Origin of the sequence: Thermoanaerobacter mathranii subsp. mathranii str. A3, assembly GCF_000092965.1 — a bacterium.
Taxonomy (GTDB): domain Bacteria; phylum Bacillota; class Thermoanaerobacteria; order Thermoanaerobacterales; family Thermoanaerobacteraceae; genus Thermoanaerobacter; species Thermoanaerobacter thermocopriae.
Genome location: NC_014209.1, coordinates 35,585 through 59,694 on the forward strand (window position 1 = coordinate 35,585; position 24,110 = coordinate 59,694).

The following is a 24,110-nucleotide window of genomic DNA, read 5'->3' on the forward strand; positions in this document are numbered from 1 at the left end:
AGTATTTAACCTTAATGTGTTTGAAGCAATTTTAATGATAGTTAAAAAAAGAGCAATTTTTTTGGAAAGTATTTAAAATTTTTTAGTAAATGTAAACGATAGATTATTGAAAATTTACAAATAATTTAGTTGACTAAAGTTAAAGTTGCTGATAAAATAACAAGTAACTTTATTCAAGTTTACATTTTTAAATTGATAAAGATAAAAAGTGATGAAGGTGAGCGGTATGCGTTGAGGCTCAAGAGAGCCGGTGGATGGTGCAAACCGGTGCCAAGACGCGTATTTCCTCGCACTGGAGCTGTATAGCTGAAGGGCGATAAGCTTATTAGGCTATACCGGGATTACCCGTTACAGTTCAAGTTGCAAAACTTGGTGAGGCTATTGCCGTGAGGTAATAGCGAAAACAGGTGGTACCGCGTGGAGAAAATCCTCGCCCTGTAATTTAGGGTGGGGATTGATTTTTATATAGGGGGGTGGTAATTTGCACATTATCTCTGTCCTTGTTAACAATCATCCAGGAGTTTTATCAAGAGTAGTAGGTCTATTTTCTAGGAGAGGTTATAATATTGAGAGCCTTGCAGTAGGTACGACAGAAAGAGAAGACATTTCAAGGATAACTTTGACAGTGGGAGAAGATGAATATACAGTTACTCAGGTGATACGGCAACTTAATAAACTTGTAGATGTGTTGAAAGTACAAAACATAGGAGCTAGGGATAATGTTTCTCGAGAATTGCTGTTAGTTAAAGTAGGTTATGATTCAAATACAAGAGATGACATAATGCATATTGTGGATACTTTTAGAGCAAAAGTTATAGACATTTCTATTGACTCCTTAATCATAGAACTTACAGGAGATAATGAAAAGATAAACGCTTTTATAAATTTAATTAATAAATTTGATGTAAAAGAGCTTGTTAGAACAGGACTTGTATCTTTAGAGAGAGGTAGTAAAACATTGAAAGAATATAAGGGGGAATTGTAATGGCAAAGATGTATTATGATAAGGATGCGGATTTGAATTTACTTAAGAATAAGAAAATAGCAATAATAGGGTTTGGAAGTCAAGGTCATGCTCATGCGCTTAATTTAAGAGATTCTGGACTTGATGTGGTAGTTGGCCTATATAAGGGAAGTAAATCGAAAGAAAGGGCAGAAAAAGAAGGGCTTACAGTTTTAACGGTGGAAGAAGCGGCTAAAGTAGCAGATATCATAATGATGCTGATACCAGATGAAAAGCAGGCAGAAGTTTATAAAGAAAGCATAGAAAAAAATCTTACAGAAGGAAAAGCTTTGGCTTTTGCTCACGGTTTTAACATACATTTTAAACAGATTATTCCTCCAAAAAATGTAGATGTGTTTATGGTAGCTCCAAAGGGTCCAGGACACCTTGTAAGAAGAGTATACCAAGAAGGAAAGGGAGTTCCAAATCTTGTAGCAGTGTACCAAGATTACACAGGAAAGGCTTTTGAAATAGCATTAGCCTATGCAAAAGGAATAGGAGGCACACGAGCAGGTGTTATTGAGACTACATTTAGAGAAGAGACAGAAACAGACCTTTTTGGAGAACAAGCTGTTCTTTGCGGTGGAGTTACTGAACTCATGAAAGCTGGATTTGAAACATTAGTAGAGGCTGGTTATCAGCCAGAAATAGCTTATTTTGAATGTGTGCATGAAATGAAACTCATAGTTGACCTCATATACGAAGGTGGATTTAGTTATATGAGATATTCTATTTCTGATACTGCAGAATTTGGAGACTATATGACAGGCAAAAGAATAATAACAGAAGAAACTCGAAAAGAGATGAAAAAAGTTTTGAGTGAGATACAATCGGGTAAATTTGCAAAGGAGTGGCTTTTAGAAAATCAAGTGGGAAGACCGCAGTATAATGCTATGAAAGATAAAGAGGCAAGTCATCTTATTGAAAAAGTCGGCAAAAGTTTGAGAGAAATGATGGCCTGGATTAAAAAAGAATGAATAAGGAGGTAAATGTTAATGGGGGTAAAAAGAGTCATTGTTTTTGACACTACTTTAAGAGATGGTGAACAGACTCCCGGCGTCAATTTTAATATTAACGAAAAATTTGAAATAGCAAAACAATTGGCAACTTTAGGGGTTGACGTTATAGAGGCAGGATTTCCAGCAGCTTCCAATGGAGATTTTGAAGCGGTAAAAAACGTTGCTGATAAAATAAAAGGTGTTACTATTGCTGGACTGGCAAGGGCTGTAAAGGAAGATATAGATAGAGCCAGTAATGCTTTAAAAAATGCTGAAAGATCGAGATTGCACGTTTTTATCGCAACTTCTGATATACATCTTAAATACAAACTTAAGATGTCGAGAGAAGAAACACTTAAAAGAGCTGTCGAAATGGTAAAATATGCAAGAAGAAAATTTGATGAGATTGAGTTTTCAGCAGAAGATGCTTCAAGAACCGACTGGGACTTTTTGGTAAAAGTTTTTAGCGAAGTAATTGAGGCAGGAGCAAATGTAATAAATATTCCGGATACCGTAGGGTATGCGATGCCAAGAGAATTTGGAGAACTCGTAAAATACATCAAAAATAATGTCCCTAACATAGATGGAGTAATTATAAGTGCCCATTGTCATAACGATCTAGGGCTTGCTGTAGCAAATTCTCTCTCTGCCATAGAAAACGGAGCGACTCAAGTAGAAGTAGCAGTGAACGGAATAGGAGAAAGGGCAGGAAATGCAGCATTGGAAGAGGTAATAATGGCGTTAAATACTAGAAAGGATTATTTTGGCCTCGTTCACGGAATAAATACCAAAGAAATTTACAATACCAGCAAATTAGTAAGCAAACTTACAGGAATTGATATTCCACCTAATAAAGCGATTATAGGTGCTAATGCCTTTAGGCATCAAGCTGGAATTCACCAACATGGAATTATTAATAACAGGGCAACTTATGAAATAATGAAACCAGAAGATATAGGAATAAATCCCGATACTTTTGCATTAGGTAAGCTTTCAGGAAGAAATGCTTTTGAATTGAAAGCCAAACAATTAGGGTACAATCTTTCACCGGGAGAATTAAATGAGGCCTTTAGAAGGTTTAAAGATTTGGCAGACAGAAAAAAGGTCATTATAGATGAGGATATAAGATTTGTGGTAGAGGAGACATTAGAAGAATTTAGAAGTTTTAAGGAGGGAGAAGCTTGGGCTTAACATTGACACAAAAGATATTGTCAGCAAAAATTGGTAGAGAGGTCAAAGCAGGAGAGTTAATAGAAGTAGATGTAGATATGGTGTTGGGCAATGACGTCACTGCTCCTGTTGCTATAAAGGAATTTGAGAAAATAGGAAAAGAAGAGGTGTTTGACAAGACTAAAATTGCCCTTGTTCCTGACCATTTTGTTCCTAATAAGGACATAAAATCGGCAGAGCAAGTAAATATAATGAGAAAATTTGCAAAAAAACATGGAATAGTGAATTTCTTTGAAGTAGGGCAAATGGGGATAGAGCACGCTCTTTTACCCGAGAAAGGACTTGTACTTCCCGGGGATGTGGTGATAGGTGCCGATTCTCATACATGCACTTATGGCGCTCTTACCTGTTTTTCTACAGGTGTAGGAAGTACTGACATGGCGGCAGCAATGGCTACTGGCAAGGCATGGTTTAAAGTACCGGAAGCTATAAAATTTGTATTAAAAGGCAATTTACAAAAATGGGTAAGTGGAAAAGATGTTATCTTGTATATAATCGGAAAAATAGGAGTTGACGGAGCTTTATACAAATCTATGGAATTTACAGGGAATATAAAAGCTTTGTCAATCGATGATAGATTCACAATTGCCAATATGGCAATAGAAGCAGGGGCTAAAAACGGTATTTTCGATTTTGACGAAATTACCGAGGCATATGTTAAGGGGAGAGCAAAAAGAGAATATAAAGTGTTTGAAAGAGATGAAGACGCCGAGTACAGTGAAGTTTATGAGATAAATTTAGATGAGATAAGACCTCAAGTAGCATTTCCTCATTTGCCTGAAAACACTAGAAGCATTGATGAGGTTGGAAAAGTGAAAATAGATCAGGTAGTTATTGGCTCTTGTACGAATGGACGTCTCTCAGATATGGAGATAGCGTATAAGATACTAAAAGGCAAAAAGGTTCATCCTGATGTAAGACTTTTAATTTTCCCTGCCACACAGGAAATATACCTTGAATGTGTCAAAAGAGGGTACATTGAAGAGTTTATAAAAGCAGGCGCCGCAGTTTCTACTCCTACTTGTGGACCTTGCCTTGGCGGGCACATGGGAATTTTGGCTAGAGGAGAAAGGGCGTTGGCAACTACTAACAGAAATTTTGTAGGAAGAATGGGACATCCTGAAAGCGAAGTGTATCTTTCAAGTCCAGCTGTTGCGGCTGCTTCGGCTATTGCAGGATATATCGTAAGTCCAGAGGAGGTGGAATGATGCAAGGGAAAGCCATAAAATATGGGGACAATATAGATACAGACGTTATAATACCAGCGAGGTTTTTAAACACTTCAGATCCACAGGAATTGGCACAGCATTGTATGGAAGACTTAGACAAAGACTTTAAGAATAAAGTTAAAGAAGGAGACATATTGGTGGTAGGTGAAAATTTTGGTTGTGGCTCTTCCAGAGAGCACGCGCCAATCGCTATTAAAGCATCTGGTATATCCTGTATAATTGCCAAGTCTTTTGCCAGAATTTTTTTTAGAAATGCGATAAATATAGGGCTTCCAATATTAGAATGCAAAGAAGCGGTAGATGGGATTGAAGAAGGGGATATGGTCTTGGTTGATACAGATAATGGAATCATAAAAAATTTGACTAAGGGAACGGAATTTAAAGCTCAACCTTTTCCTGAATTCATAAAAGAAATAATGAAATATGGTGGACTTATAAATTATGTCAGAAAGAAGGTGTGACATTGTTTAAAATTGCAGTACTGCCTGGAGATGGAATTGGACCTGAAGTTATAGAAGAAGGATTAAAAGTTTTATCTGCTATAGAAAAAAAATATAAACTGAAATTTGATGTAAAAAAATATCACTTTGGGGGAGAAGCTATAGACAAATACGGTGTTCCATATCCGGAAGAGACAAAAAATGCGTGTCTTTCCAGTGATGCTGTACTTTTGGGAGCAGTGGGAGGCCCCAAATGGGATAACCTTGAGGGAGATAAAAGGCCAGAAGCAGGGCTTCTAGCTTTAAGAAAAAGCCTAGGGGTTTATGCAAATCTAAGGCCTGCTGTTCTTTATCCTCCTTTAAAAGAAGCTTCACCTTTAAAGAATGAACTATTAAAAGAGGGTTTGGATATTCTTGTGGTAAGAGAACTTACTGGTGGAATTTATTTTGGACCGAGGGGAACAGTTACTATAGATTATGGTTTTAAGGCTTATGATACAGAAGTGTACCAGACCTCAGAAATAGAAAGGATAGCGGTCATTGCCTTTGAAGCGGCTTTAAAGAGAAAGAAAAAAGTCACTTCTGTAGACAAAGCAAACATTTTGGATTCTTCAAGATTGTGGAGAAAAACAGTAGACGAGGTAAGTAAGAGATATCCTGAGGTTGAATTAAATCATATGTATGTAGATAATTGCGCAATGCAACTCGTTAAAAATCCTTCTCAATTTGATGTAATTCTCACTTCCAATATGTTTGGCGATATATTAAGTGACGAGGCTGCACAAATTGTAGGTTCTATAGGAGTACTTCCTTCCGCTAGTTTAAGAGAAGATAAAGTAGGACTTTATGAACCTATACACGGTTCTGCTCCAGATATTGCTGGAACAAAAAAAGCAAATCCTTTAGCTACAATACTGTCAGTTGCTATGATGCTGGAATATTCTTTTAATCTACTTGATGCTGCTAATGACATAAAGGATGCAGTAAATAAAGTTTTAGAGGCAGGTTATAGGACTTTTGATTTGGGAGAAGGAATAATTTTAAATACTCAGGAGATGGGAGATAAAGTGGTGGAGTATATAAAGGGGTGAGGATATTGATAAGCGAAAGCATAAAAAAGGGAGTCGAAAAGGCACCACATAGGTCACTTTTATATGCTTTAGGCTTGACTTATGAAGAGATAAAAAGGCCTATTATAGGAGTTGCAAATTCGAAAAACGAAATTATACCAGGACATATTCACCTTGACAAAATAGCTGAAGCTGTAAAAGCAGGCATCAGAATGGCTGGAGGAACTCCTATAGAGTTTTCCACTATTGGTGTTTGTGATGGCATTGCCATGAACCATAAAGGTATGAAATATTCACTGGGAAGTAGAGAGCTTATAGCAGATAGTATAGAAATCATGGCTACAGCTCACGGTTTTGACGGGCTTGTGCTTATACCTAATTGCGACAAAATAGTACCGGGAATGCTTATGGCAGCAGCACGCCTAAATATTCCTGCAATAGTTGTAAGCGGAGGCCCAATGCTTGCAGGAAAGTGTAATGGTGATGTGTGCGATTTAAGCAGCGTTTTTGAAGCTGTAGGAGCCCATAAAATTGGGAAAATCTCGGATGAAGACCTTTATAAAATAGAACTTAACGCCTGTCCTACTTGCGGTTCCTGTTCGGGAATGTTTACTGCAAACACTATGAATTGCTTGACAGAAGCTTTAGGAATGGGGCTTCCAGGAAATGGTACGATTCCGGCTGTTTATTCTGAAAGAATAAGACTTGCAAAGCAAGCTGGAATGAAAATCATGGAGCTTGTAGAGAGAGGAATTAAGCCTTCCGATATACTCACAAAAGAGGCATTCATAAACGCTTTTAGTTTAGACATGGCTTTAGGCGGTTCCACAAATACAATTTTGCATTTAAAGGCTATAGCCCATGAGGCAGGGGTAGAAATATCTCTTGATGAAATAAACGATATAAGCGGGAGAGTACCCAATTTATGTAAGTTAAGCCCAGCGGGAAAATACCACATAGAGGACTTGTATTTTGCAGGGGGAGTATCGGCTGTTTTAAAAGAACTGACGAAAGCTAACCTTATAAATGCTGAAGTGTTAACAGTTACGGGAAAGACATTGGGAGAGAATATAAAAGACGCGAAAATTTTAAATCATGATGTGATAAGGCCAATAGACAATCCTTACAGCAGTACTGGAGGCCTTGTGATAATGTACGGTAACATTGCAAAAGAGGGAGCTGTTGTAAAAGCATCTGCAGTAGCAGAGGAGATGCTAAGACACGAAGGACCAGCAAAAGTATTTGATTCTGAAGAAGAAGCTATTAAAGCAATATATGGAGGAAAAATACAAAAAGGCGATGTAGTTGTAATAAGATATGAAGGACCAAAAGGTGGACCGGGAATGAGAGAAATGTTAAGTCCTACTTCAGCCCTTGCAGGTATGGGACTTGACAAAGATGTGGCACTTATAACAGACGGTAGATTTTCAGGTGCAACAAGAGGAGCTTCCATAGGACACGTCTCTCCGGAAGCTATGGAAGGAGGAGAAATAGCTATACTTCAGGATGGAGACATAATTGAAATAGACATACCAGCAAGAAAAATTAATGTCAAGTTAAGTGAGGAGGAAATAAAAGAAAGACTAAAAAAATGGGTGAGACCTGAGCCGAAGATTAAAACTGGTTATATGGCAAGATATGCTAAACAGGTAACTTCTGCAAGTAAAGGAGCAGTTTTTAAGGGGGGAGCCTTGTGATATTAAAAGGTGCACAAGTTGTAATAGAAGTTTTAAAAGAAGTAGGTATTGATACCATATTTGGCATACCTGGAGGAGCAGTTATCCCTATCTATGATGCACTGTATGATTCTGATTTAAGACACATATTAGCAACACACGAACAGATGGCGGCACATATGGCAGATGGCTATGCAAGAGTTACTGGAAGAGTAGGGGTTTGTTTTGCTACCTCTGGCCCTGGTTCTACCAATCTTGTTACGGGCATAGCCAATGCTTATATGGATTCTGTACCTGTTGTGGCGATAACAGGACAGGTGCCTACAAATCTTATAGGAAAGGATGCTTTTCAAGAAGTAGATATAACAGGTATTACAATGCCTATAACTAAACACAACTTTATTGTAAAGTCTCCTGATAAATTAACAGATACTATAAGACAGGCATTTGCAATTGCTAAGAGTGGAAGACCAGGTCCTGTATTAGTAGATATTCCAAAAGATATACAAAACGCCGATATAGAATATGTAAAGGGAATAGGAGATAGTATTGATATAAAAAACGATATCAATGGAGTAGTTTCGCAAAAAGAATTAGACAAAGCTATAGAGCTTATTTTACAAAGTAAAAAACCTGTAATCTTTGCAGGAGGAGGAGTGATTTGGGGAGAAGCATCAAACGAACTCGTAGAATTTGCCGAGAAGACCAATATACCTGTTGCTACTTCTTTGATGGGATTGGGAGCTTTTCCAGAAGACCATCCTTTGTCATTAGGTCTTATTGGTATGCATGGAAGCAGATTTGCGAATTTGGCTGTGTATAAATCAGACCTTGTGATAGCAATAGGGACGAGATTTAGCGACAGAGTTGCTGGCAAAGCAGGAGGACTTGCACCAAATGCTAAAATAATCCATATTGATATTGACCCTGCAGAATTAGGGAAAAATGTAGAAGTAGATGTAGCAATTATAGGTAAAGTAAAAGAAGTTTTAAGACTCTTAATGAATAAACTTTCATTCATTGAAAGAAAGGAATGGTTAGAGGAAATTTCTTTCTTGAGAGAAAAGCACGGATTAAAGTATAAAAACGATGAAGTTTTAAGGCCTCAGTGGATAGTAGAAAAAATTCAACAGCTTTCAAACGATGACCTTATAATAGCTACTGAAGTGGGGCAAAATCAAATGTGGGCTGCGCAGTATTATAAATTTAAGCAGCCGAGGACTTTTGTTACCTCAGGAGGACTCGGGACAATGGGCTTTGGGCTTCCTGCTGCAATAGGTGCACAGGTGGGAAAGCCAGACAAAAGGGTTGTGAACATTGCAGGTGATGGAAGTTTAAGAATGAATATACATGCTTTGGAGACAGCTGCAGTATACAATATTCCGGTTATAACGGTATTACTCAACAACCGGACTTTAGGTATGGTAAGACAATGGCAAAATCTTTTGTACAATAAAAGATTTTCGCAGACAGATTTAAATGCAAATTTAAACTTTGCAAATCTTGCCAATGATTTTGGAGTAGAAGGAATAAGAGTGACAACAAAAGAGGAATTTGAAAAAGCTTTTAAAAAAGCCTATAGTCAAAAAAGACCTTTTATGATAGAATGTATTATAGACAAAGACGAAATGGTGCTTCCATTTATCCCCGCAGGTGGAACTGTTGAAAATACAATTGGATAAAACCTTCAGGGATCGGTGAAATTCCGTACCGGCGGTATAGCCCGCGAGCCTTTTGGCAGACTCGGTGAAATTCCGAGGCCGACAGTTAAAGTCTGGATGGGAGAAGGAGAAATATTCCCCAGGGAATATGTTCTCTGGGGGTTTTTTTAACCCTGAAGGTTTAACCTTCAGGATTTTTTAGTATAGGAGGGATTAAATTGGAAGAATATATGAAAAGGGCTTTAACACTGGCTAAAAAAGGATGGGGATACACAAACCCTAATCCACTTGTGGGTGCTGTAATAGTTAAAAATGGAAAAATAATAGGTGAGGGTTATCATGAATATTTTGGAGGGCCACATGCTGAAGTAAATGCATTAAAAAATGCAGTTGAAAATGTTGAAGGTTCTACTATGTTTGTAACACTTGAACCTTGCAGCCATTATGGCAAAACGCCTCCTTGTGTTGAAGAAATAATTAAATCTGGCATTAAGAGAGTGTATATAGCGATGGAAGACCCAAATCCTAAGGTTAGCGGGAACGGTATAAAAAGGTTAAAAGAGGCGGGAATAGAAGTACATGTGGGGATGATGGAGAAAGAAGCGAGGAAACTCAACGAAATATTTGTTAAATATATTACGACAAAATTTCCCTTTGTGATATTAAAATCTGCTATGAGTATTGATGGTAAGATTGCTTGTTATAATGGAAATTCTAAATGGATTACAAATGGGAAATCAAGAGAATTTGCTCATAAAATAAGAGGACGGGTATCCGCTATTATGGTTGGGGTAAATACAGTAATTAAGGATAACCCAATGCTTACAACAAGGTTGGAGGGGTATAAAAATCCTGTAAGGATTATTGTGGATAGTAGAGGTAGAATTCCACTTGACTCAAATGTAATAAGAGACAAAACGGCAAAAACGATAATTGCTACAACAGAACTTATGCCAAACAATGTGAGAAAGAAGCTTGAAGATATGGATATTGAAGTTATTATATTAAAGAATGACAATGGAAAAGTACCTTTAAAAGAGCTAATGATAAAACTTGGAGAGAGGGGGATTGATAGTGTATTGATTGAAGGCGGTGGGACATTAAATTGGTCTGCATTTAAAGAGGGAATTGTTGATAAAGTTATGTTTTTTATATCACCTAGAATAATAGGAGGAAAAAATGCTTTAACACCTGTAGAAGGTATAGGTTTTTCGGATATAGGAAATTCAATAGAATTAAAAGATGTGGAGATTGATAGAATAGATGATGATATACTAATAACAGCATATGTAAGAAAGTAGGTTATGGCGTATGTTTACTGGAATTATAGAAGAAACAGGAACTGTTAAGAATATTACACATGGTACTTTTACAAAAATTGTTATAAAATGTAGCAAAGTCCTTGAGGAAACAAAAATAGGTGATAGCATAGCAGTTAACGGTGTATGTTTAACTGTTACTAATATATCAGACGAAAGTTTTGCGGCTGATGTTATGCCTGAAACCATGAGGGCAAGTAATTTAAAAGATCTGAAAACTGGAAGCATTGTCAATCTTGAAAGAGCACTTCAAGTTGGAAGGAGAATGGGCGGGCATATTGTAACTGGCCATATAGATTGCGTTGGAAAAATCATAGAGAAAAGGCAGGAAAAAAATGCTTTTATATTTAAAATAGCTATCAATGAGAAATTTACAAAATACATTGCCCGTAAGGGAAGTATTGCGGTTGATGGTATAAGTTTAACGGTTGTTGAGGATGGATATGATTATTTTACTGTTTCAGTTATTCCACATACAATGCTTAAGACCACATTGGGTTATAAAGGGGTAGGAGATAGTGTAAATATCGAAGTTGATATACTTTCTAAGTATGTAGAAAAACTAATAGGGAAAAAGGATATAAAAGATTTATTAAAAGAAAATGGATTTATATAGATGTTGATGACTTTTCTAAGTTAAGGAGGAAAGACCAATGTTTGATAGGATAGAAGATGCAATAGAAGATATAAAGCAAGGGAAAATGATTATTGTGGTAGATGATGAAAATAGGGAAAATGAAGGCGACTTAGTTATGGCAGCAGAAAAAGTTACAGGAGAACACATTAATTTTATGATAAAATATGGACGGGGTCTTGTATGTGTTCCGATGACAGAAAAGAGACTTAATGAGCTTGGCATTTACCAGATGGTTGAGAATAATACTGACCATAAAGAAACTGCTTTTACTGTATCTGTAGATTATAAAGAATGTACCACTGGTATTTCTGCATTTGAAAGAGCGCTGACAGTGAAGAAATTAGTAGACGATAATTCAAAGCCGGAAGATTTTACAAAGCCAGGACATATCTTTCCTTTAAGAGCCAAAGATGGTGGTGTATTAGTAAGGGCAGGGCATACAGAAGCGGCTGTAGACCTTGCAGTTCTTGCAGGACTCAAACCCGCTGGAGTAATATGCGAAATCATAAAAGACGATGGAAATATGGCAAGGTTGCCTGACCTTTTAGAGTTTGCAAAAAAATTTGGATTAAGAATCATATCTATTGAAGATTTGATAAAGTACAGAATGAAAAATGAAATACTTGTGAGAAGGGTAGCACAGGCGAAACTTCCAACGAAGTATGGAAATTTTGAAATTGTTGGATATGAAGAAATATTAACAGGAAAACAGCATGTAGCTCTGATTAAAGGAGATGTAAATAAAGAACCTGTACTTGTAAGGATACATTCTGAATGTCTTACAGGGGATATATTAGGGTCGCTAAGATGTGACTGTGGTGACCAGCTTCATGCGGCAATGGAAAGAATAGGACAGGAAGGAGGAGTACTAGTTTATCTGAGGCAGGAAGGAAGGGGCATAGGACTTTTAAACAAGATTAAAGCGTATCATCTGCAAGATCAAGGGCTTGATACTGTTGAAGCGAATATTAAGCTTGGTTTTCCACCCGATTTAAGAGAGTACAATATAGCTGCACAGATTTTGAAAGATATAGGAGTTAAAAAGATAAGGATTATGACAAATAATCCGCAAAAAATTACGGAATTATCAGACTATGGCCTTGATGTTGTAGAAAGGGTTTCTATAGAAATTTGTCCAAATCATTATAATGAAAAATACCTCAAGACAAAAAAGGAAAAAATGGGACATCTAATTTTGGAAGTGTAAAATGCTACAAAAAAATGAATTAAATGTAATTATTAAGTATATAATGAAAGAATATTAATAAGGAGAGTGTATAGTTTATGAAAATATATGAAGGAAAACTTATAGCAGAAGGAAAGAAATTTGGAATTGTAGTAAGCAGATTCAATGAATTCATAACGAACAAACTTCTCGAAGGGGCCCTTGATGCCCTAAAAAGGCATGGTGCTTTAAATGAAAACATTGAAATTGCGTGGGTACCTGGAGCATTTGAAATACCGCTTATAGCTAAAAAGATGGCTGAATCTAAAAGATATGATGCAGTAATTGCACTTGGAGCAGTAATAAGAGGAGAGACACCCCATTTTGATTATGTTGCAAATGAGGTATCAAAAGGTATTGCAAAAATATCTCTTGATACAGAAGTTCCAGTTATATTCGGTGTTCTTACCACAGATACAATTGAGCAAGCTATTGTAAGGGCGGGAACAAAAGGTGGCAATAAAGGTTTTGAGGCAGCCGTTACCGCAATAGAGATGGCAAATCTAATGGAGGAAATAAAATAAGGGCAAAATGCCCTTATTTTATTTCCAAGGAGGGATAATTTCTGCTCTTTGGAGAGCTTTAAATACTACCACAAATACAGGTCCTATTATAAGTCCTAAAGCACCAAAAAGTTTTACACCTATAAACATAGATAAAAGCGTAACAAGAGGATGAAGACCGATACTCTGACCTACAATCTTAGGTTCTATCATCTGTCTTACAACTACCACCAAAATGTATAATATTAAAAGATATATTCCTACCATGTAATTTTTTATTATGATAATATTGTAAAGGGCCCATGGTATCATAACAGAACCAGAACCTAGTACGGGCAATGCATCTACAATGGTTACAAAAAGGCCCAATAAAAATGGATAGTCAAAGCCTATTATTACAAGACCAATGGATACTTCCAAAAATGTTATAAGCATTATTGCTGCTACTGCTCGAAGGTATCCGAAAAATGTTTTTAAAAGGTCTATCTGTATATTTTTTGCATGTTGTGCCCAATGGGATGGAATTTGCCTTTTTATAAAATCTAGTATAAGATTTTTATCCTTACTTATAAAAAAAGTAGCTACGAGTGTGATCAAAGTCATGAAGAAAAAATTAGGCAATTTTGTTGCAAAGTTCAAAAGCCATGTAGCAAGATTCTTTGCAAATAAAGATATATAATTTAAAATAGAATACATGTTGCTTTCAATAAGGGAGGTAATATTTGGAGGCAATGATATGTAATAGGTCCTTATTCTGTCAACAAGATTTAAAATTGCATCATTAATAGTATTTGCGTAATTTGTGCTTATTTCTGCAAGAGAACTTAGTTCATATATAAGTTGTGTTACTATTATTGCAATAAGTGATCCTATCACACCTATTAATATCAAAAGTAAAATAAAGGATGCTAATCCTCTTGGCACCTTTAATTTCTTTTCCAAGAAATTTACTCCAGGATCAATTATTACAGCGAAAATCAAAGCCATTACAAACGGCATCAAAAAAGGAATAATTTTAAATATGACCAAATAAAATATAATAAAAACGGAAACAATAAGTATTATTTTTTTAATTATATCGCTGTATTTTAAATAATTGTTCACCCTATTAACCTCCTTTCACTTTATTATAATATGAGAATTAATGAAAGTCTATTGTAAAAATAAAAAATCCGCCGAAACGGATTTTTAAAGGGCGGTTTTTATTTTTGCTATTTCTTTTGACTTTTGCGCAAGTTCATGTCGCGTTATGATTCCTTTTTCTACCAACAAATCTATTAAGGAAAGTAATGCTAGCAAGTTTTTGTACTCTGTATCTTTTATTTCCGCCAAATCTAAAAGATATTCTATTTCTCTCATTTTACATCTCTCCCAATATGTGCTTTAATTTAATTATTGACATATATTAGAGAATTATACATACGAAATAAAAAAATTAGAATTTGTTTGAAGTTTATGTTATAATATCACTGTACTTTTAAGTGAGGAGAGAAAATATGGACAAAAACGTACAAAAAGAAATATTAAGCTGGATATTTACTATAGCTCTCGCTTTCTTGATTGCTCTGTTTATAAGAACGTATGTTTTCGAATTGGTAGATGTACCCACAGGTTCAATGCTAGATACTATTCAGTTAAATGATAAATTCATTGTAAACAAGTTTATATACAAATTTGAACCTGTAAAGCGAGGAGACATTGTAGTATTCCGCTTTCCTGACAACCCAAAGGTTAACTTTGTAAAAAGAGTGATAGGAATAGGTGGAGATGTAATTGAAATAAAAAATGGAGTATTAATAAGAAATGGCGAGGTGGTGAAGGAGCCTTATATAAAAGAACCAATGAAGGGAAATTTTGGCCCATATGTTGTTCCGCCTGGTCATTACTTTATGTTGGGAGATAATAGAAATGAATCTATGGATAGCAGATTTTGGCAGCATAAGTACGTATCTAAAGATCAAATTTTGGGCAAAATAGTCTTTAGGATATGGCCTCCTAATAGAGTTGGTTCTATGTCTGGAAAATAGCTATTGAAAGTAGTTTGATAAAGTAGTATAATATTAAAAAAATATGTCGGCAATGAAGGGACGAGTAGTAAGTATAAACTTTTAAGAGAGCTGGTGGTGGGTGCGAACCAGTAAGTTTTACTTATGAATTCCATCCCGGAGCTAAGGTGTAATGACCTTCGGGCGACCGTTAAATCATGTGGAGGGCTTATTTAAGCCAAAAGAGGGTGGCAACACGGCATTCCCGTCCCTTTGTGGGACGGGAATTACTTTTAAAGGAGGTTGTTTGTATGATAGATGTAAAAAGAATAAGAGGCAATCCTGAAGCTATTAAGAGGGCTATTGAGCTTAAAAAGGACAAGGCGGATATAGATAAATTTTTAAAACTAGATGAAAGAAGAAGACAGATGTTAGTAGAATTAGAAGCATTAAAAAATAGGCGAAATGTAGAATCAGATAATATTGCAAAACTTAAAAGAGAAGGAAAAGATGTCAGCGACTTGATAGCTGAAATGAAAGAATTGTCCAGCAAAATAAAAGAAATGGAGCAAGAAGTAAAAGAGGTAGAAGAACAATTGGAGGGAATTTTGTGGACAATCCCTAATATACCTCATGAAAGTGTGCCAATAGGGGATAGCGATGAAGATAATGTTGAAGTAAGAAGATGGGGTGAACCGAGAAAATTTGACTTTGAACCAAAATCTCATTGGGAAATAGGAGAAGAACTGGATATTTTAGACTTTGAAGCTGCAGCGAGAGTAACAGGCTCAAGGTTCACTTTTTACAAAGGTCTTGGGGCTCGTTTAGAAAGGGCACTTATAAATTTCATGCTGGACTTACACGTTGAAAAACATGGGTATACTGAGGTGTTTCCTCCATTTATAGTACATAGAAGGAGTATGCTTGGCACAGGACAACTTCCTAAATTTGAAGAAGATGCTTTCAAGGTTTACGGTACTGATTATTTTTTGATACCCACGGCAGAAGTACCTGTAACCAATATGTACAGAGATACAATAATAGATGGTGACAAGCTTCCAATATATCATTGTGCTTATAGCGCATGTTTCAGACAAGAAGCAGGTTCCGCGGGAAGAGATACAAGAGGACTTATAAGGCAGCACCAATTCAACAAAGTTGAACTTGTCAAATTTACAGAACCAGACAAATCCTATGAAGAATTAGAAAAAATGACTAAAGATGCGGAAGAGGTTTTACAACTGTTGGGACTTCCTTATAGAGTGGTGGCCATATGCACAGGTGATTTAGGCTTTACTGCTTCAAAAAAATATGACATAGAAGTGTGGATGCCAAGCTATGGAAGATATGTAGAAGTTTCCTCTTGTAGCAATTGTGAAGATTTTCAAGCTAGAAGAGCTAATATAAAGTACAGACCTAAAGATGGAAGCAAAGCACAATATGTTCACACCTTAAATGGGTCTGGCGTCGCTGTAGGAAGGACCTTTGCTGCAATATTAGAAAATTATCAGCAAGAAGATGGTTCAGTTGTCATACCAGAAGTTTTAAGACCTTACATGAGAGTAGATATTATAAAGAAATAAATGTATATTGACAATACTGCTGGTGTATGATATACTTTATATCGTCCCAGCAGGGAGAGGTGTCCGAGTGGTTTAAGGAGCTGGTCTTGAAAACCAGTGACCCCGAGAAGGGGCCGTGGGTTCGAATCCCACCCTCTCCGCCATAAAATTAATATTTTTTATGAGCAACCAGTGTGGAGAAGTACCCAAGATGGTGAAGGGGCGGTCCTGCTAAGACTGTAGGTCGGGGATAACCCGGCGCGAGGGTTCGAGTCCCTCCTTCTCCGCCATTTTATTATGTGGTTGCTCTATTTTATTATTTTTTGTCTTTTCCAAGTATTACTGTCACATCTACTTTTACATCAGGTGATATATCTTTTTCTACATTGGTTATAAAAAGTGCTTTTGCAACTTTTTTAGCTTTTTCTTCATCTGTCCTTGCGTATACGCGAGAAGAATTGAAAGTCATACCGACTACATTTCCAATTTTCACAACATTGAAGCCTTCGTTTTTTAGAATTTCAGCGTATTTCGTGGCAAGTCCCGGTATTCCTGCACCGTTTAAAATTTCTATTTTTATGTTTTTATTTTCAAGTGAAGACGTAGTTGAAATATTTGAGTTTGAGACCTCATCGATGAAAAGTTCTTTTACTATTTCTTGAGTTTTTATACTATCTACAAAGAAATAACTGGTATTGCCCTCATATCCCCCTTCTCCAGGAAGCGCTATTGCATCTATAGTTGAAGGCTTATCTTTAATGAATTGATAAGCATATTGAGTTATTTCAGAAGCAGATAAGTCTGTTTTCAAATATTGACTTATTGTTATTGCTAAAGAAGGCACTTTTGGTAATATTGAAGGTTGCAGTATTTTTTTCAATAAAGCTTCGAGAAATTGATGCTGTGCCTTTATTCTTCCAAGGTCACCGTCTACATAACCATGTCTATATCTTATAAACTGGATTGCCTTTTCTCCATCTAATACTTGCCTGCCTTTTTTTAAATTTATATGAAGAGGGGGATTTGCACTATTGTCATCGTATTTCATGTTAAAAGGTACATCAACTTCTACTCCTCCAATTGTATCTATTATTTTTTTAAAACCTTCATAATTTAAAATTACATAATTATCAATTTTGATATTTAGTAAATTTTCTACTGCATTTTTTAACCCATCTATTTTTTCTTCAGAAAATGCAGCATTTATTTTTTTCTCTTCTGGGGCGTTAAATCCAGGTCTTGGATAATATGTATCTCTTGGAATTGATAATATATTTATTTTTTTATTTAAAGGGTCATAATTTATTATTAAAATAGTATCTGATAAATTATTTTCATCACTGCCCACAAAAAGAATGTTTTTTCTTTTTATATTTTCTATTTTGTTATTTTGAGATTTATTTTTGTTGACAGCAGAAGTATCTTTTTCATGAGAAGCAGGGCCGTGAATATTTTTATAAAATATATAAGTTCCCACACCAACGGAGAGGATGATACCTATCACAATAAAAATTATTATTTTCAATGTTTTTTTCATGGTTTTTCCTCCTATAACTATCATACCAATATTTTGTTTATATAATGAATATATAGCATTTTAGAAATTAAAAGTCAATTAATAGAATGTTACAAGTTATTAAATATTTATTAACTTTATTCTTCTTTCTTTATTTAACTTTCTTTATTTAAAGATACATGTCAAGGTTATGATATAATTAATAAAAAGAAAAGCTATAAAAAAAGGGGTGCTAAGTTTGAAAAAACCTAATATCTTTTTAATTTCTTTGATCATTTTAATTTTTGCAATTTTAGGAATTATTGTAAGTTTGGTAAACTTCATCGTAGATTTTCAATGGTTTTCTGATTTGCATTATCTTGATGTATTTTTTAAAAAATTTTTGACTCAGTTTACAATGGGTGTGCCGATTTTCATTCTTGTATTTATGGTGTTGTACTTTTATGCAGACAAAATAATAAGAGATTATGTTAACTTTGCACAGGATATAATCGTTAAAAAGAATGTTAACATATATAGAAGAGTGGGTATTGTTGTTTCTTTATTAACTGCACTATTTATAACACTATATGCAGCAACAAATTGGTGGAATGATTTATTGTTTTTTGTAAATTCTGTAAATTTTAATGAAACCGACCCTATATTTCATAAAGATATTAGCTTCTATATGTTTAAGTTACCGCTTTTATATGATATTTATAATCTATTAATTGTGTTTATACCTGTGATGATAGTTGTCATAATAATTGCATATGGACTAATATACTTGTCTGACAAAACAAGGTTTTATGAAATTTCAGATAGAGACGGAAATTTATTTAAAGCCATTTATAACAAAGACATTTTAATAAAAGCATTTAAAGAACTTGTACTTTTAGGATTTATCTTTTTTGTACTCATGGGCATAGGGTATTATTTAAAAACTTTTAAACTTTTGTATTCTACAAAAGGTATAGTTTTTGGAGCGACTTATACTGATATTCACGTTTCACTGCAGTTTTACAGGGCACTTGCAATAGTTTCTTTTGTAGCAGCAATTTTGCTTTTGGTAGGATTTTATAGGAAAAATATAAAATATATAGTTGCTGCTCCAGCTATTATAATAATTTTAGCAGCCATAATGGTGCTCACTGAAACAGCCGTTCAGAATTTAATTGTTTCTCCTAATGAGTTGGACAAAGAAAAAAAATATATAAACTATAACATAGAATACACAAAAAAGGCTTTTGGGTTAGATAGAGTAACAGAAAAAAATTATGATATGAAAAAAGAGTTAACTCCTAAAGTTTTGGAAGAAAATAAGGCTACTATTGATAATATAATGATTAACGACTATAGACCAGTTAAACAGGCGTATAATCAATTACAAGCGATAAGACTTTATTACAAGTTTAATGACATTGACATAGATAGGTATACAATAAATGGAAAGTACAGGCAAGTATTTTTAGCAGCAAGAGAGATGGACCATGAGAGCTTATCTCCTCAAGCAAAAACATGGATAAATTTGCATTTAAAATATACCCATGGCTACGGTGTAGTAATGTCTCTAGTCAATGATGTTACCCCAACAGGCCAACCGGCTATGATAATAAAAAACGTACCACCTTCTACCAATACTGATATAAAAATTGATAGGCCTGAAATTTATTTTGGAGAACTTACTAACAATTATGCTATTGTAAATACGAAAACTGGAGAATTTGATTATCCTTCTGGAGACAAAAATGTCCAGACAAATTATAAAGGAACTACAGGTATACCTATGACATTTATAAATAGAATTCTTTTTAGCATATATACAGGGGATGCAAGAATTTTATTGTCTGCTGATATAACAAAAGACAGTAAGATACTCATATATCGCAATATAGAGCAAAGGGTTTCTAAAATAGCTCCTTTTTTGCTCTATGACGATGACCCTTACATTGTAATAGATAATGGTAAACTATATTGGATAATAGACGCTTACACATATTCTACTAATTATCCGTATTCTCAGCCTTATGGAAGTATGGGAATCAATTATATAAGAAATTCTGTGAAGGTAGTTATAGATGCTTATAATGGGGATGTTAAGTACTATATTTCAGACAATAATGATCCTTTAGTAAAAGTATATAGCAAAATCTTCCCTACACTATTTAGAGATATAAAAGAAATGCCTCATGGTTTGAAACAACATATAAGATATCCTCAATTTCTATTTGACATTCAAGCAGAGGTTTATAAAAATTATCATATGACTGACCCACAAGTGTTTTACAATAAAGAAGATGCATGGGATATTGCAAAAGAAAAATTTGAAGATAAAATAGAGTACCAAGAATCTCAATATATGATAATGAAGCTGCCAGGAGAAACTAAAGAGGAATACATTTTAATGATACCTTATACTCCTGCCACAAAAGCTAATATGGTGGCTTGGATGGCAGCAAGAATGGACGGAAAAAATTATGGTAAACTTATTGTATATAAATTTCCTAAAAATACCATTATTTATGGACCTTTGCAAATAGAAAACATGATTGACCAAGACCCTAATATTTCTAAAGAATTAAGTTTGTGGAACCAACAAGGCTCAACAGTCAATAGAGGAAATCTCCTTTCGATACCAATTGATGATTCTATGCTTTATGTAGAGCCTTTGTATATACAATCTCAAAATCAGAATGCGTTGCCAGAAGTAAAGAGAGTGATAGTAGCTTATAAAGACCAGATTGTAATGGAGGATACTCTAAAAAATGCTTTGAATAAATTGTTTAACCTGAATGCTCAGCAAATATCTCAGCAAACTGTACCTTCGAATACAGCAAATGATACACAAAAGCAGCTTATAGAGAAGGCTCATGAAACATATCAAAACGCTATGGAAGCAGTTAAGAATGGAAATTGGACTGATTTTGGGAAATACATGGATGAATTAAAGCAGATATTAAATGAATTAAATGAAAGTGTAAAAAAATAATGTAAGGGAAATAAAGCAAGTTACATTGCAATTAAAATTAAAATGTGTTATTATATATTATAGCTTAAGCGCCCGTAGCTCAATTGGATAGAGCGTTTGACTACGGATCAAAAGGCTGGGGGTTCGAGTCCCTCCGGGCGCACCATTTTGAAGACTCTAACTTCTAATTTGCAAACATTTTGCAAACGTCTGAAATAATTAACTCTCACCTTGTAGGTGAGAGTTGTTTTTTAGGACAAATTTGCCTCTAATTTTCTTAATGCTTCTCTCTCCATTTCTAAATCTACATGAGAGTAAAAATCCGCAGTAGTGCTTATCCGCCCGTGCCTCAATCTTTTAGAGATGGTTTTTAAGTCAACTCCAGAGCGCAGCATGAGAGTTGCATGTGTGTGCCTCAAGTCATGAAATCTTATAACCGGTATCTCAGACTGTTTCTGAAGAATTTTTTTAAATTTCTTCGTAACATAATCAGGTTCTTTAAATCTACCATCTTCCCAGACACTTATAAAACCTTCGTACTCAGTTATATATTTTTCGCCAAAAATCAGTTTATTCTGCAGCTGCTTATTTTTTTCTTGTTTTAAAATTTGAACTAAAAAGTCTGGAATGGCTATAATTCCTTTACTTGTTTCTGTTTTTGGTTCTTTAAAGATGAACCGGCCGTCTATTCTCTGTGCTGTCCGCCGCACGGTTATTGTTTGGTTTTTAAAGTCTATATCTTCCCATCTTAAACCGCATATTTCACCTAGTCTTAGACCTGTATGCAAAGCAATCATAACATGGATGTATATTGGAGTATCTTTAAAAATTTTCTTTGCTTTTTTTACATGTTCAAAGTTCCACGTTACAAATTCCTTTTTGTCTTTTTTGGGTGCTTCTACTAACTCGCATGGATTTTTAGCTATATACTGCCATTTAACTGCAAATTTCAAAACCTGATTAAGAAGCTTGTGGACATAGTTAACTGTTGTGTTAGAAAGCTGCTTTTCTTTTAAAAAGTTATAAAACTTCTGAATTTCCACGGGTTTTAGCTTCTGGAGTTCTATATGGCCTAAATTAGGTATTATGTAATTATTAATGAGTGATTTGTTTGATATAAGAGTTTTTGGAGCCCACTTAGGTTCGCCGTATATTTTGAGCCATTCATTGATGAACTGCTGTAGGGTTATCTTTGAAGGCTCTATAAATTCGTTTTTTTCAATTTTAGCAATTATTTCTGCTAGAGCTTTTTCAGCCTCTTTTTTTGTTTTAAACCCGCTTATCCACTTTTGCTTTCGCTTTCCATTTTCATCTCTTCCTACATCTACAACAATTGAATATGTAGTTCCCCTTTTTCTTATGTGTCCTCTCATGGTAATGCCTCCCTATAAGATTTATTTTAAATTTTCGAGGTTGTTTTTTAATATCAAAGCTTAATTAATAGGTTCTTTATAAAGCTTGCGCCCCAAAGACGAAATATCAATTTCATTGATTTGACTATTAGCTATATATTCGAAGTATTCGGAAAGAAGTTTTACTATATTTTCGTCGCTTATAGTTATACATGATTCGTAATTTTTAAAAAATCCAGAAGATGTAAAATTTAAAGATCCCAAGAAGGCATATGAATCATCAATTATGAAAAGTTTATAGTGTAAAAAAATACCATCATTATTTATAAATTTAACAAAGAAAGGGGTATAATACGTGTAGGTGTATATTCTGGTAGAAGTAATCTTTTTTCTTAGAAACAAAATTATAATTAAGAGTAAAAAATAAATTGATGGAGTCGAAGTAAAAAGATTAATATCTTTAGTGCTAAAAAGAACAGCAGAAATTATAATATAGATAACAAGTATAATAGCCATAACCATTGTAAAATAATACATGCTTTTTCGTTTATTTACAGAATCTTCATCTACATAACGCTTCTGTAAAATTATTTTTCTCAGTAAGTTAAAATTCATAGGGTTATACAAATCACTAATTTTAAATGAAGAAATTAGTTTTATATCTTTTACACTTTCTGTTTTTTCTAATAATAGGTCAATTAACTCTGCACTAAAATAAGGAGAAAAAATTTTTATTGACTTTTTTGCGTTTCTAATATAATTTTTTATCCTTTCGCCTGCATTTCTTCCAAGATAGAGTGAGCAACTGACATTGTCGCTAATAAACGGTTTTATGTAATTTCCATTCATAAAAAACTTTAATCCCCCTTTTTGTAAAGATTAACTTTTTACTAAATATCTAAACAGTTGCAGCGATGCTTCATCTGCCTCATCTTCCAACTCTAAATGCTCCATGTTAATACCTATAATATAGCCACACTTCGGCATATCATTCAGTATATGTTGTATCTCATGAAGGAAAGTTTTAACCTGTGTTCTGTAACTTACATTTCCATTAAGGAATAGATGATAGTTTCCTCTCCTGCTTACATATGTAAACCCCAGTACCGATGCGGGCAGATTAAACACTATGTGAGTTCTTATGCCGAATGCATTCATAACATCGTGAAATGGAATTGTCTCATCCATCAAAGCTCTCATGAGAGATGTATCAAGCAAGTTAATACTGCTCAATTAAATCATTCCTCCTTATCTTCCTCATCTTCTATTGCTTTTATTATTCTAATTATCTGCTTTATGTCCTTGGGAGAAAGCTTCTTAGTCTGCTTAAATAAAAGCTTTAAATCCTCCCTTTCTTTCAATGTATTCCAAAACTCAAACAGCTCTGGGTCATCAGAAATTGCTTCAGTAATTTCATCAGTAGGGTTGTAAACACCTGTTCTTCCAAGAAGATAATCAACAGAAACATTAAAGAAATCAGCGATTTTTTGTAATATATCAGGAGGAGGAGTTCGCTGACCGCTCTCATAATATCCTACTGCTCTGTCTGAAACACCTAGATATAAAGCTAATTCTTTCTGAGTTACTCCTTTTTTCTTTCGTAATTCTTTTATTCTTTCACCTAACATTTTCCTTTCCCCACTTTCTTTTATCTGGATTTTATTATAACATAAAGTTCGATTTTTGTATTTAAGTGAACAAAAAGTTCTTGACATAGAACTAAATGTTCAGTATAATATAAGTAGATTCTGAACATT

The 24,110-nt window shown here is 34.6% G+C and carries 22 protein-coding genes, 3 tRNA genes, 1 riboswitch and 2 other annotated features; of the genes, 18 read left to right on the forward strand and 7 right to left on the reverse strand.

The genetic code is table 11. The annotated features are described in order from the left end of the window. Nucleotides 1-202 precede the first annotated feature (202 nt). Nucleotides 203-441, forward strand: a binding site (T-box leader). 40 nt (nt 442-481) lie between these two features. The 12 genes from ilvN to ribH all read left to right on the forward strand — a co-directional run bounded on the left by ilvN (nt 482) and on the right by ribH (nt 13,012). Beyond that, a complete protein-coding gene (ilvN, locus tag TMATH_RS00150; RefSeq protein WP_013149503.1) occupies nt 482-985 on the forward strand; it encodes an acetolactate synthase small subunit in 504 nt (167 codons plus the stop codon). Continuing rightward, nucleotides 985-1,980, forward strand: a complete 996-nt coding sequence (gene ilvC / locus TMATH_RS00155; RefSeq protein ID WP_013149504.1) for a ketol-acid reductoisomerase — start codon at nt 985-987, stop codon at nt 1,978-1,980. The genes ilvN and ilvC overlap by 1 nt, the downstream gene beginning before the upstream one ends. An 18-nt stretch (nt 1,981-1,998) precedes the next feature. Then, complete coding sequence (locus tag TMATH_RS00160) at nt 1,999-3,192, forward strand: 2-isopropylmalate synthase (RefSeq protein ID WP_013149505.1); 1,194 nt, start codon at nt 1,999-2,001, stop codon at nt 3,190-3,192. Further along, on the forward strand, nt 3,183-4,439 hold the full coding sequence (gene leuC, locus TMATH_RS00165; protein ID WP_009052044.1) for a 3-isopropylmalate dehydratase large subunit: 1,257 nt from the start codon (nt 3,183-3,185) through the stop codon (nt 4,437-4,439). The genes TMATH_RS00160 and leuC overlap by 10 nt, the downstream gene beginning before the upstream one ends. After that, the gene (gene leuD / locus TMATH_RS00170; RefSeq protein WP_012994197.1) at nt 4,439-4,921 is read left to right on the forward strand and encodes a 3-isopropylmalate dehydratase small subunit; all 483 of its coding nucleotides are present in this window, start codon (nt 4,439-4,441) and stop codon (nt 4,919-4,921) included. The genes leuC and leuD overlap by 1 nt, the downstream gene beginning before the upstream one ends. A 2-nt stretch (nt 4,922-4,923) precedes the next feature. Then, complete coding sequence (leuB, locus tag TMATH_RS00175) at nt 4,924-5,991, forward strand: 3-isopropylmalate dehydrogenase (protein WP_012994198.1); 1,068 nt, start codon at nt 4,924-4,926, stop codon at nt 5,989-5,991. Further along, a complete protein-coding gene (ilvD, locus tag TMATH_RS00180) occupies nt 5,988-7,667 on the forward strand; it encodes a dihydroxy-acid dehydratase (protein WP_013149506.1) in 1,680 nt (559 codons plus the stop codon). Before leuB ends, ilvD begins: the two co-directional genes overlap by 4 nt. Then, nucleotides 7,664-9,328, forward strand: a complete 1,665-nt coding sequence (ilvB, locus tag TMATH_RS00185; RefSeq protein ID WP_013149507.1) for a biosynthetic-type acetolactate synthase large subunit — start codon at nt 7,664-7,666, stop codon at nt 9,326-9,328. Before ilvD ends, ilvB begins: the two co-directional genes overlap by 4 nt. After that, nucleotides 9,326-9,440: riboswitch (FMN riboswitch) on the forward strand. (Overlaps the previous gene by 3 nt.) A gap of 85 nt (nt 9,441-9,525) precedes the next feature. After that, entirely contained in the window at nt 9,526-10,608 is a 1,083-nt protein-coding gene (gene ribD, locus TMATH_RS00190; RefSeq protein WP_013149508.1) for a bifunctional diaminohydroxyphosphoribosylaminopyrimidine deaminase/5-amino-6-(5-phosphoribosylamino)uracil reductase RibD, read from the forward strand. Between the two features lie 10 nt (nt 10,609-10,618). Next, nucleotides 10,619-11,242: a riboflavin synthase gene (locus tag TMATH_RS00195; protein ID WP_009052038.1), complete on the forward strand. Its 624-nt coding sequence runs from the start codon at nt 10,619-10,621 to the stop codon at nt 11,240-11,242. Nucleotides 11,243-11,279: 37 nt separating this feature from the next. Continuing rightward, on the forward strand, nt 11,280-12,470 hold the full coding sequence (locus tag TMATH_RS00200) for a bifunctional 3,4-dihydroxy-2-butanone-4-phosphate synthase/GTP cyclohydrolase II (RefSeq protein ID WP_013149509.1): 1,191 nt from the start codon (nt 11,280-11,282) through the stop codon (nt 12,468-12,470). Nucleotides 12,471-12,547: 77 nt separating this feature from the next. Beyond that, nucleotides 12,548-13,012: a 6,7-dimethyl-8-ribityllumazine synthase gene (gene ribH, locus TMATH_RS00205; RefSeq protein ID WP_009052036.1), complete on the forward strand. Its 465-nt coding sequence runs from the start codon at nt 12,548-12,550 to the stop codon at nt 13,010-13,012. A gap of 18 nt (nt 13,013-13,030) precedes the next feature. Here the strand turns inward: ribH and ytvI are convergent, their stop codons facing one another. Next, on the reverse strand, nt 13,031-14,095 hold the full coding sequence (gene ytvI / locus TMATH_RS00210) for a sporulation integral membrane protein YtvI (protein ID WP_013149510.1): 1,065 nt from the start codon (nt 14,093-14,095) through the stop codon (nt 13,031-13,033). Between the two features lie 84 nt (nt 14,096-14,179). Next, nucleotides 14,180-14,350 carry a hypothetical protein gene (locus TMATH_RS11975; RefSeq protein WP_013149511.1) on the reverse strand — a complete coding sequence of 57 codons (171 nt, stop codon included), beginning with the start codon at nt 14,348-14,350 and terminating at the stop codon, nt 14,180-14,182. A 137-nt stretch (nt 14,351-14,487) separates the two neighbouring features. Between TMATH_RS11975 and lepB the strand changes: the two genes are divergently transcribed. The 4 genes from lepB to TMATH_RS00230 all read left to right on the forward strand — a co-directional run bounded on the left by lepB (nt 14,488) and on the right by TMATH_RS00230 (nt 16,828). Continuing rightward, entirely contained in the window at nt 14,488-15,018 is a 531-nt protein-coding gene (lepB, locus tag TMATH_RS00215) for a signal peptidase I (protein ID WP_012994207.1), read from the forward strand. Between the two features lie 43 nt (nt 15,019-15,061). After that, nucleotides 15,062-15,252: a binding site (T-box leader), on the forward strand. Between the two features lie 35 nt (nt 15,253-15,287). Further along, on the forward strand, nt 15,288-16,559 hold the full coding sequence (serS, locus tag TMATH_RS00220) for a serine--tRNA ligase (protein WP_013149512.1): 1,272 nt from the start codon (nt 15,288-15,290) through the stop codon (nt 16,557-16,559). A gap of 53 nt (nt 16,560-16,612) precedes the next feature. Further along, nucleotides 16,613-16,702 (forward strand) — tRNA-Ser (locus TMATH_RS00225). Nucleotides 16,703-16,734: 32 nt separating this feature from the next. Continuing rightward, a tRNA-Ser gene (locus TMATH_RS00230) sits at nt 16,735-16,828 on the forward strand. Between the two features lie 26 nt (nt 16,829-16,854). Here TMATH_RS00230 and TMATH_RS00235 read toward each other — a convergent pair. After that, nucleotides 16,855-18,075 carry an LCP family protein gene (locus TMATH_RS00235; protein ID WP_013149513.1) on the reverse strand — a complete coding sequence of 407 codons (1,221 nt, stop codon included), beginning with the start codon at nt 18,073-18,075 and terminating at the stop codon, nt 16,855-16,857. A 217-nt stretch (nt 18,076-18,292) separates the two neighbouring features. On the opposite strand from TMATH_RS00235, the gene TMATH_RS00240 reads away from it, so the two are divergent. Beyond that, on the forward strand, nt 18,293-21,022 hold the full coding sequence (locus TMATH_RS00240) for a UPF0182 family membrane protein (protein ID WP_013149514.1): 2,730 nt from the start codon (nt 18,293-18,295) through the stop codon (nt 21,020-21,022). Nucleotides 21,023-21,090: 68 nt separating this feature from the next. Continuing rightward, a tRNA-Arg gene (locus TMATH_RS00245) sits at nt 21,091-21,167 on the forward strand. Between the two features lie 85 nt (nt 21,168-21,252). Here TMATH_RS00245 and TMATH_RS00250 read toward each other — a convergent pair. The 4 genes from TMATH_RS00250 to TMATH_RS00265 are packed head-to-tail and all read right to left on the reverse strand — an operon-like array spanning nt 21,253 to nt 23,981. Then, the gene (locus TMATH_RS00250; RefSeq protein WP_013149515.1) at nt 21,253-22,374 is read right to left on the reverse strand and encodes a site-specific integrase; all 1,122 of its coding nucleotides are present in this window, start codon (nt 22,372-22,374) and stop codon (nt 21,253-21,255) included. 60 nt (nt 22,375-22,434) lie between these two features. Next, entirely contained in the window at nt 22,435-23,202 is a 768-nt protein-coding gene (locus tag TMATH_RS00255; protein ID WP_013149516.1) for a phospholipase D-like domain-containing protein, read from the reverse strand. A 30-nt stretch (nt 23,203-23,232) separates the two neighbouring features. Then, entirely contained in the window at nt 23,233-23,586 is a 354-nt protein-coding gene (locus TMATH_RS00260; RefSeq protein ID WP_013149517.1) for a hypothetical protein, read from the reverse strand. A 5-nt stretch (nt 23,587-23,591) separates the two neighbouring features. Continuing rightward, nucleotides 23,592-23,981 carry a helix-turn-helix domain-containing protein gene (locus TMATH_RS00265; RefSeq protein WP_013149518.1) on the reverse strand — a complete coding sequence of 130 codons (390 nt, stop codon included), beginning with the start codon at nt 23,979-23,981 and terminating at the stop codon, nt 23,592-23,594. Between the last annotated feature and the right edge of the window lie 129 nt (nt 23,982-24,110).

Excerpts from the sequence above, each read along its gene's own strand:
- ilvC (WP_013149504.1), top strand. The coding sequence starts at position 985 with ATGGCAAAGATGTATTATGATAAGGATGCGGATTTGAATTTACTTAAG.
- TMATH_RS00160 (WP_013149505.1), top strand. The coding sequence starts at position 1,999 with ATGGGGGTAAAAAGAGTCATTGTTTTTGACACTACTTTAAGAGATGGT.
- leuD (WP_012994197.1), top strand. The coding sequence starts at position 4,439 with ATGCAAGGGAAAGCCATAAAATATGGGGACAATATAGATACAGACGTT.
- TMATH_RS00195 (WP_009052038.1), top strand. The coding sequence starts at position 10,619 with ATGTTTACTGGAATTATAGAAGAAACAGGAACTGTTAAGAATATTACA.
- TMATH_RS00200 (WP_013149509.1), top strand. The coding sequence starts at position 11,280 with ATGTTTGATAGGATAGAAGATGCAATAGAAGATATAAAGCAAGGGAAA.
- ribH (WP_009052036.1), top strand. The coding sequence starts at position 12,548 with ATGAAAATATATGAAGGAAAACTTATAGCAGAAGGAAAGAAATTTGGA.
- TMATH_RS11975 (WP_013149511.1), bottom strand. The coding sequence starts at position 14,350 with ATGAGAGAAATAGAATATCTTTTAGATTTGGCGGAAATAAAAGATACA.
- lepB (WP_012994207.1), top strand. The coding sequence starts at position 14,488 with ATGGACAAAAACGTACAAAAAGAAATATTAAGCTGGATATTTACTATA.
- serS (WP_013149512.1), top strand. The coding sequence starts at position 15,288 with ATGATAGATGTAAAAAGAATAAGAGGCAATCCTGAAGCTATTAAGAGG.
- TMATH_RS00235 (WP_013149513.1), bottom strand. The coding sequence starts at position 18,075 with ATGAAAAAAACATTGAAAATAATAATTTTTATTGTGATAGGTATCATC.
- TMATH_RS00250 (WP_013149515.1), bottom strand. The coding sequence starts at position 22,374 with ATGAGAGGACACATAAGAAAAAGGGGAACTACATATTCAATTGTTGTA.
- TMATH_RS00255 (WP_013149516.1), bottom strand. The coding sequence starts at position 23,202 with ATGAATGGAAATTACATAAAACCGTTTATTAGCGACAATGTCAGTTGC.
- TMATH_RS00265 (WP_013149518.1), bottom strand. The coding sequence starts at position 23,981 with ATGTTAGGTGAAAGAATAAAAGAATTACGAAAGAAAAAAGGAGTAACT.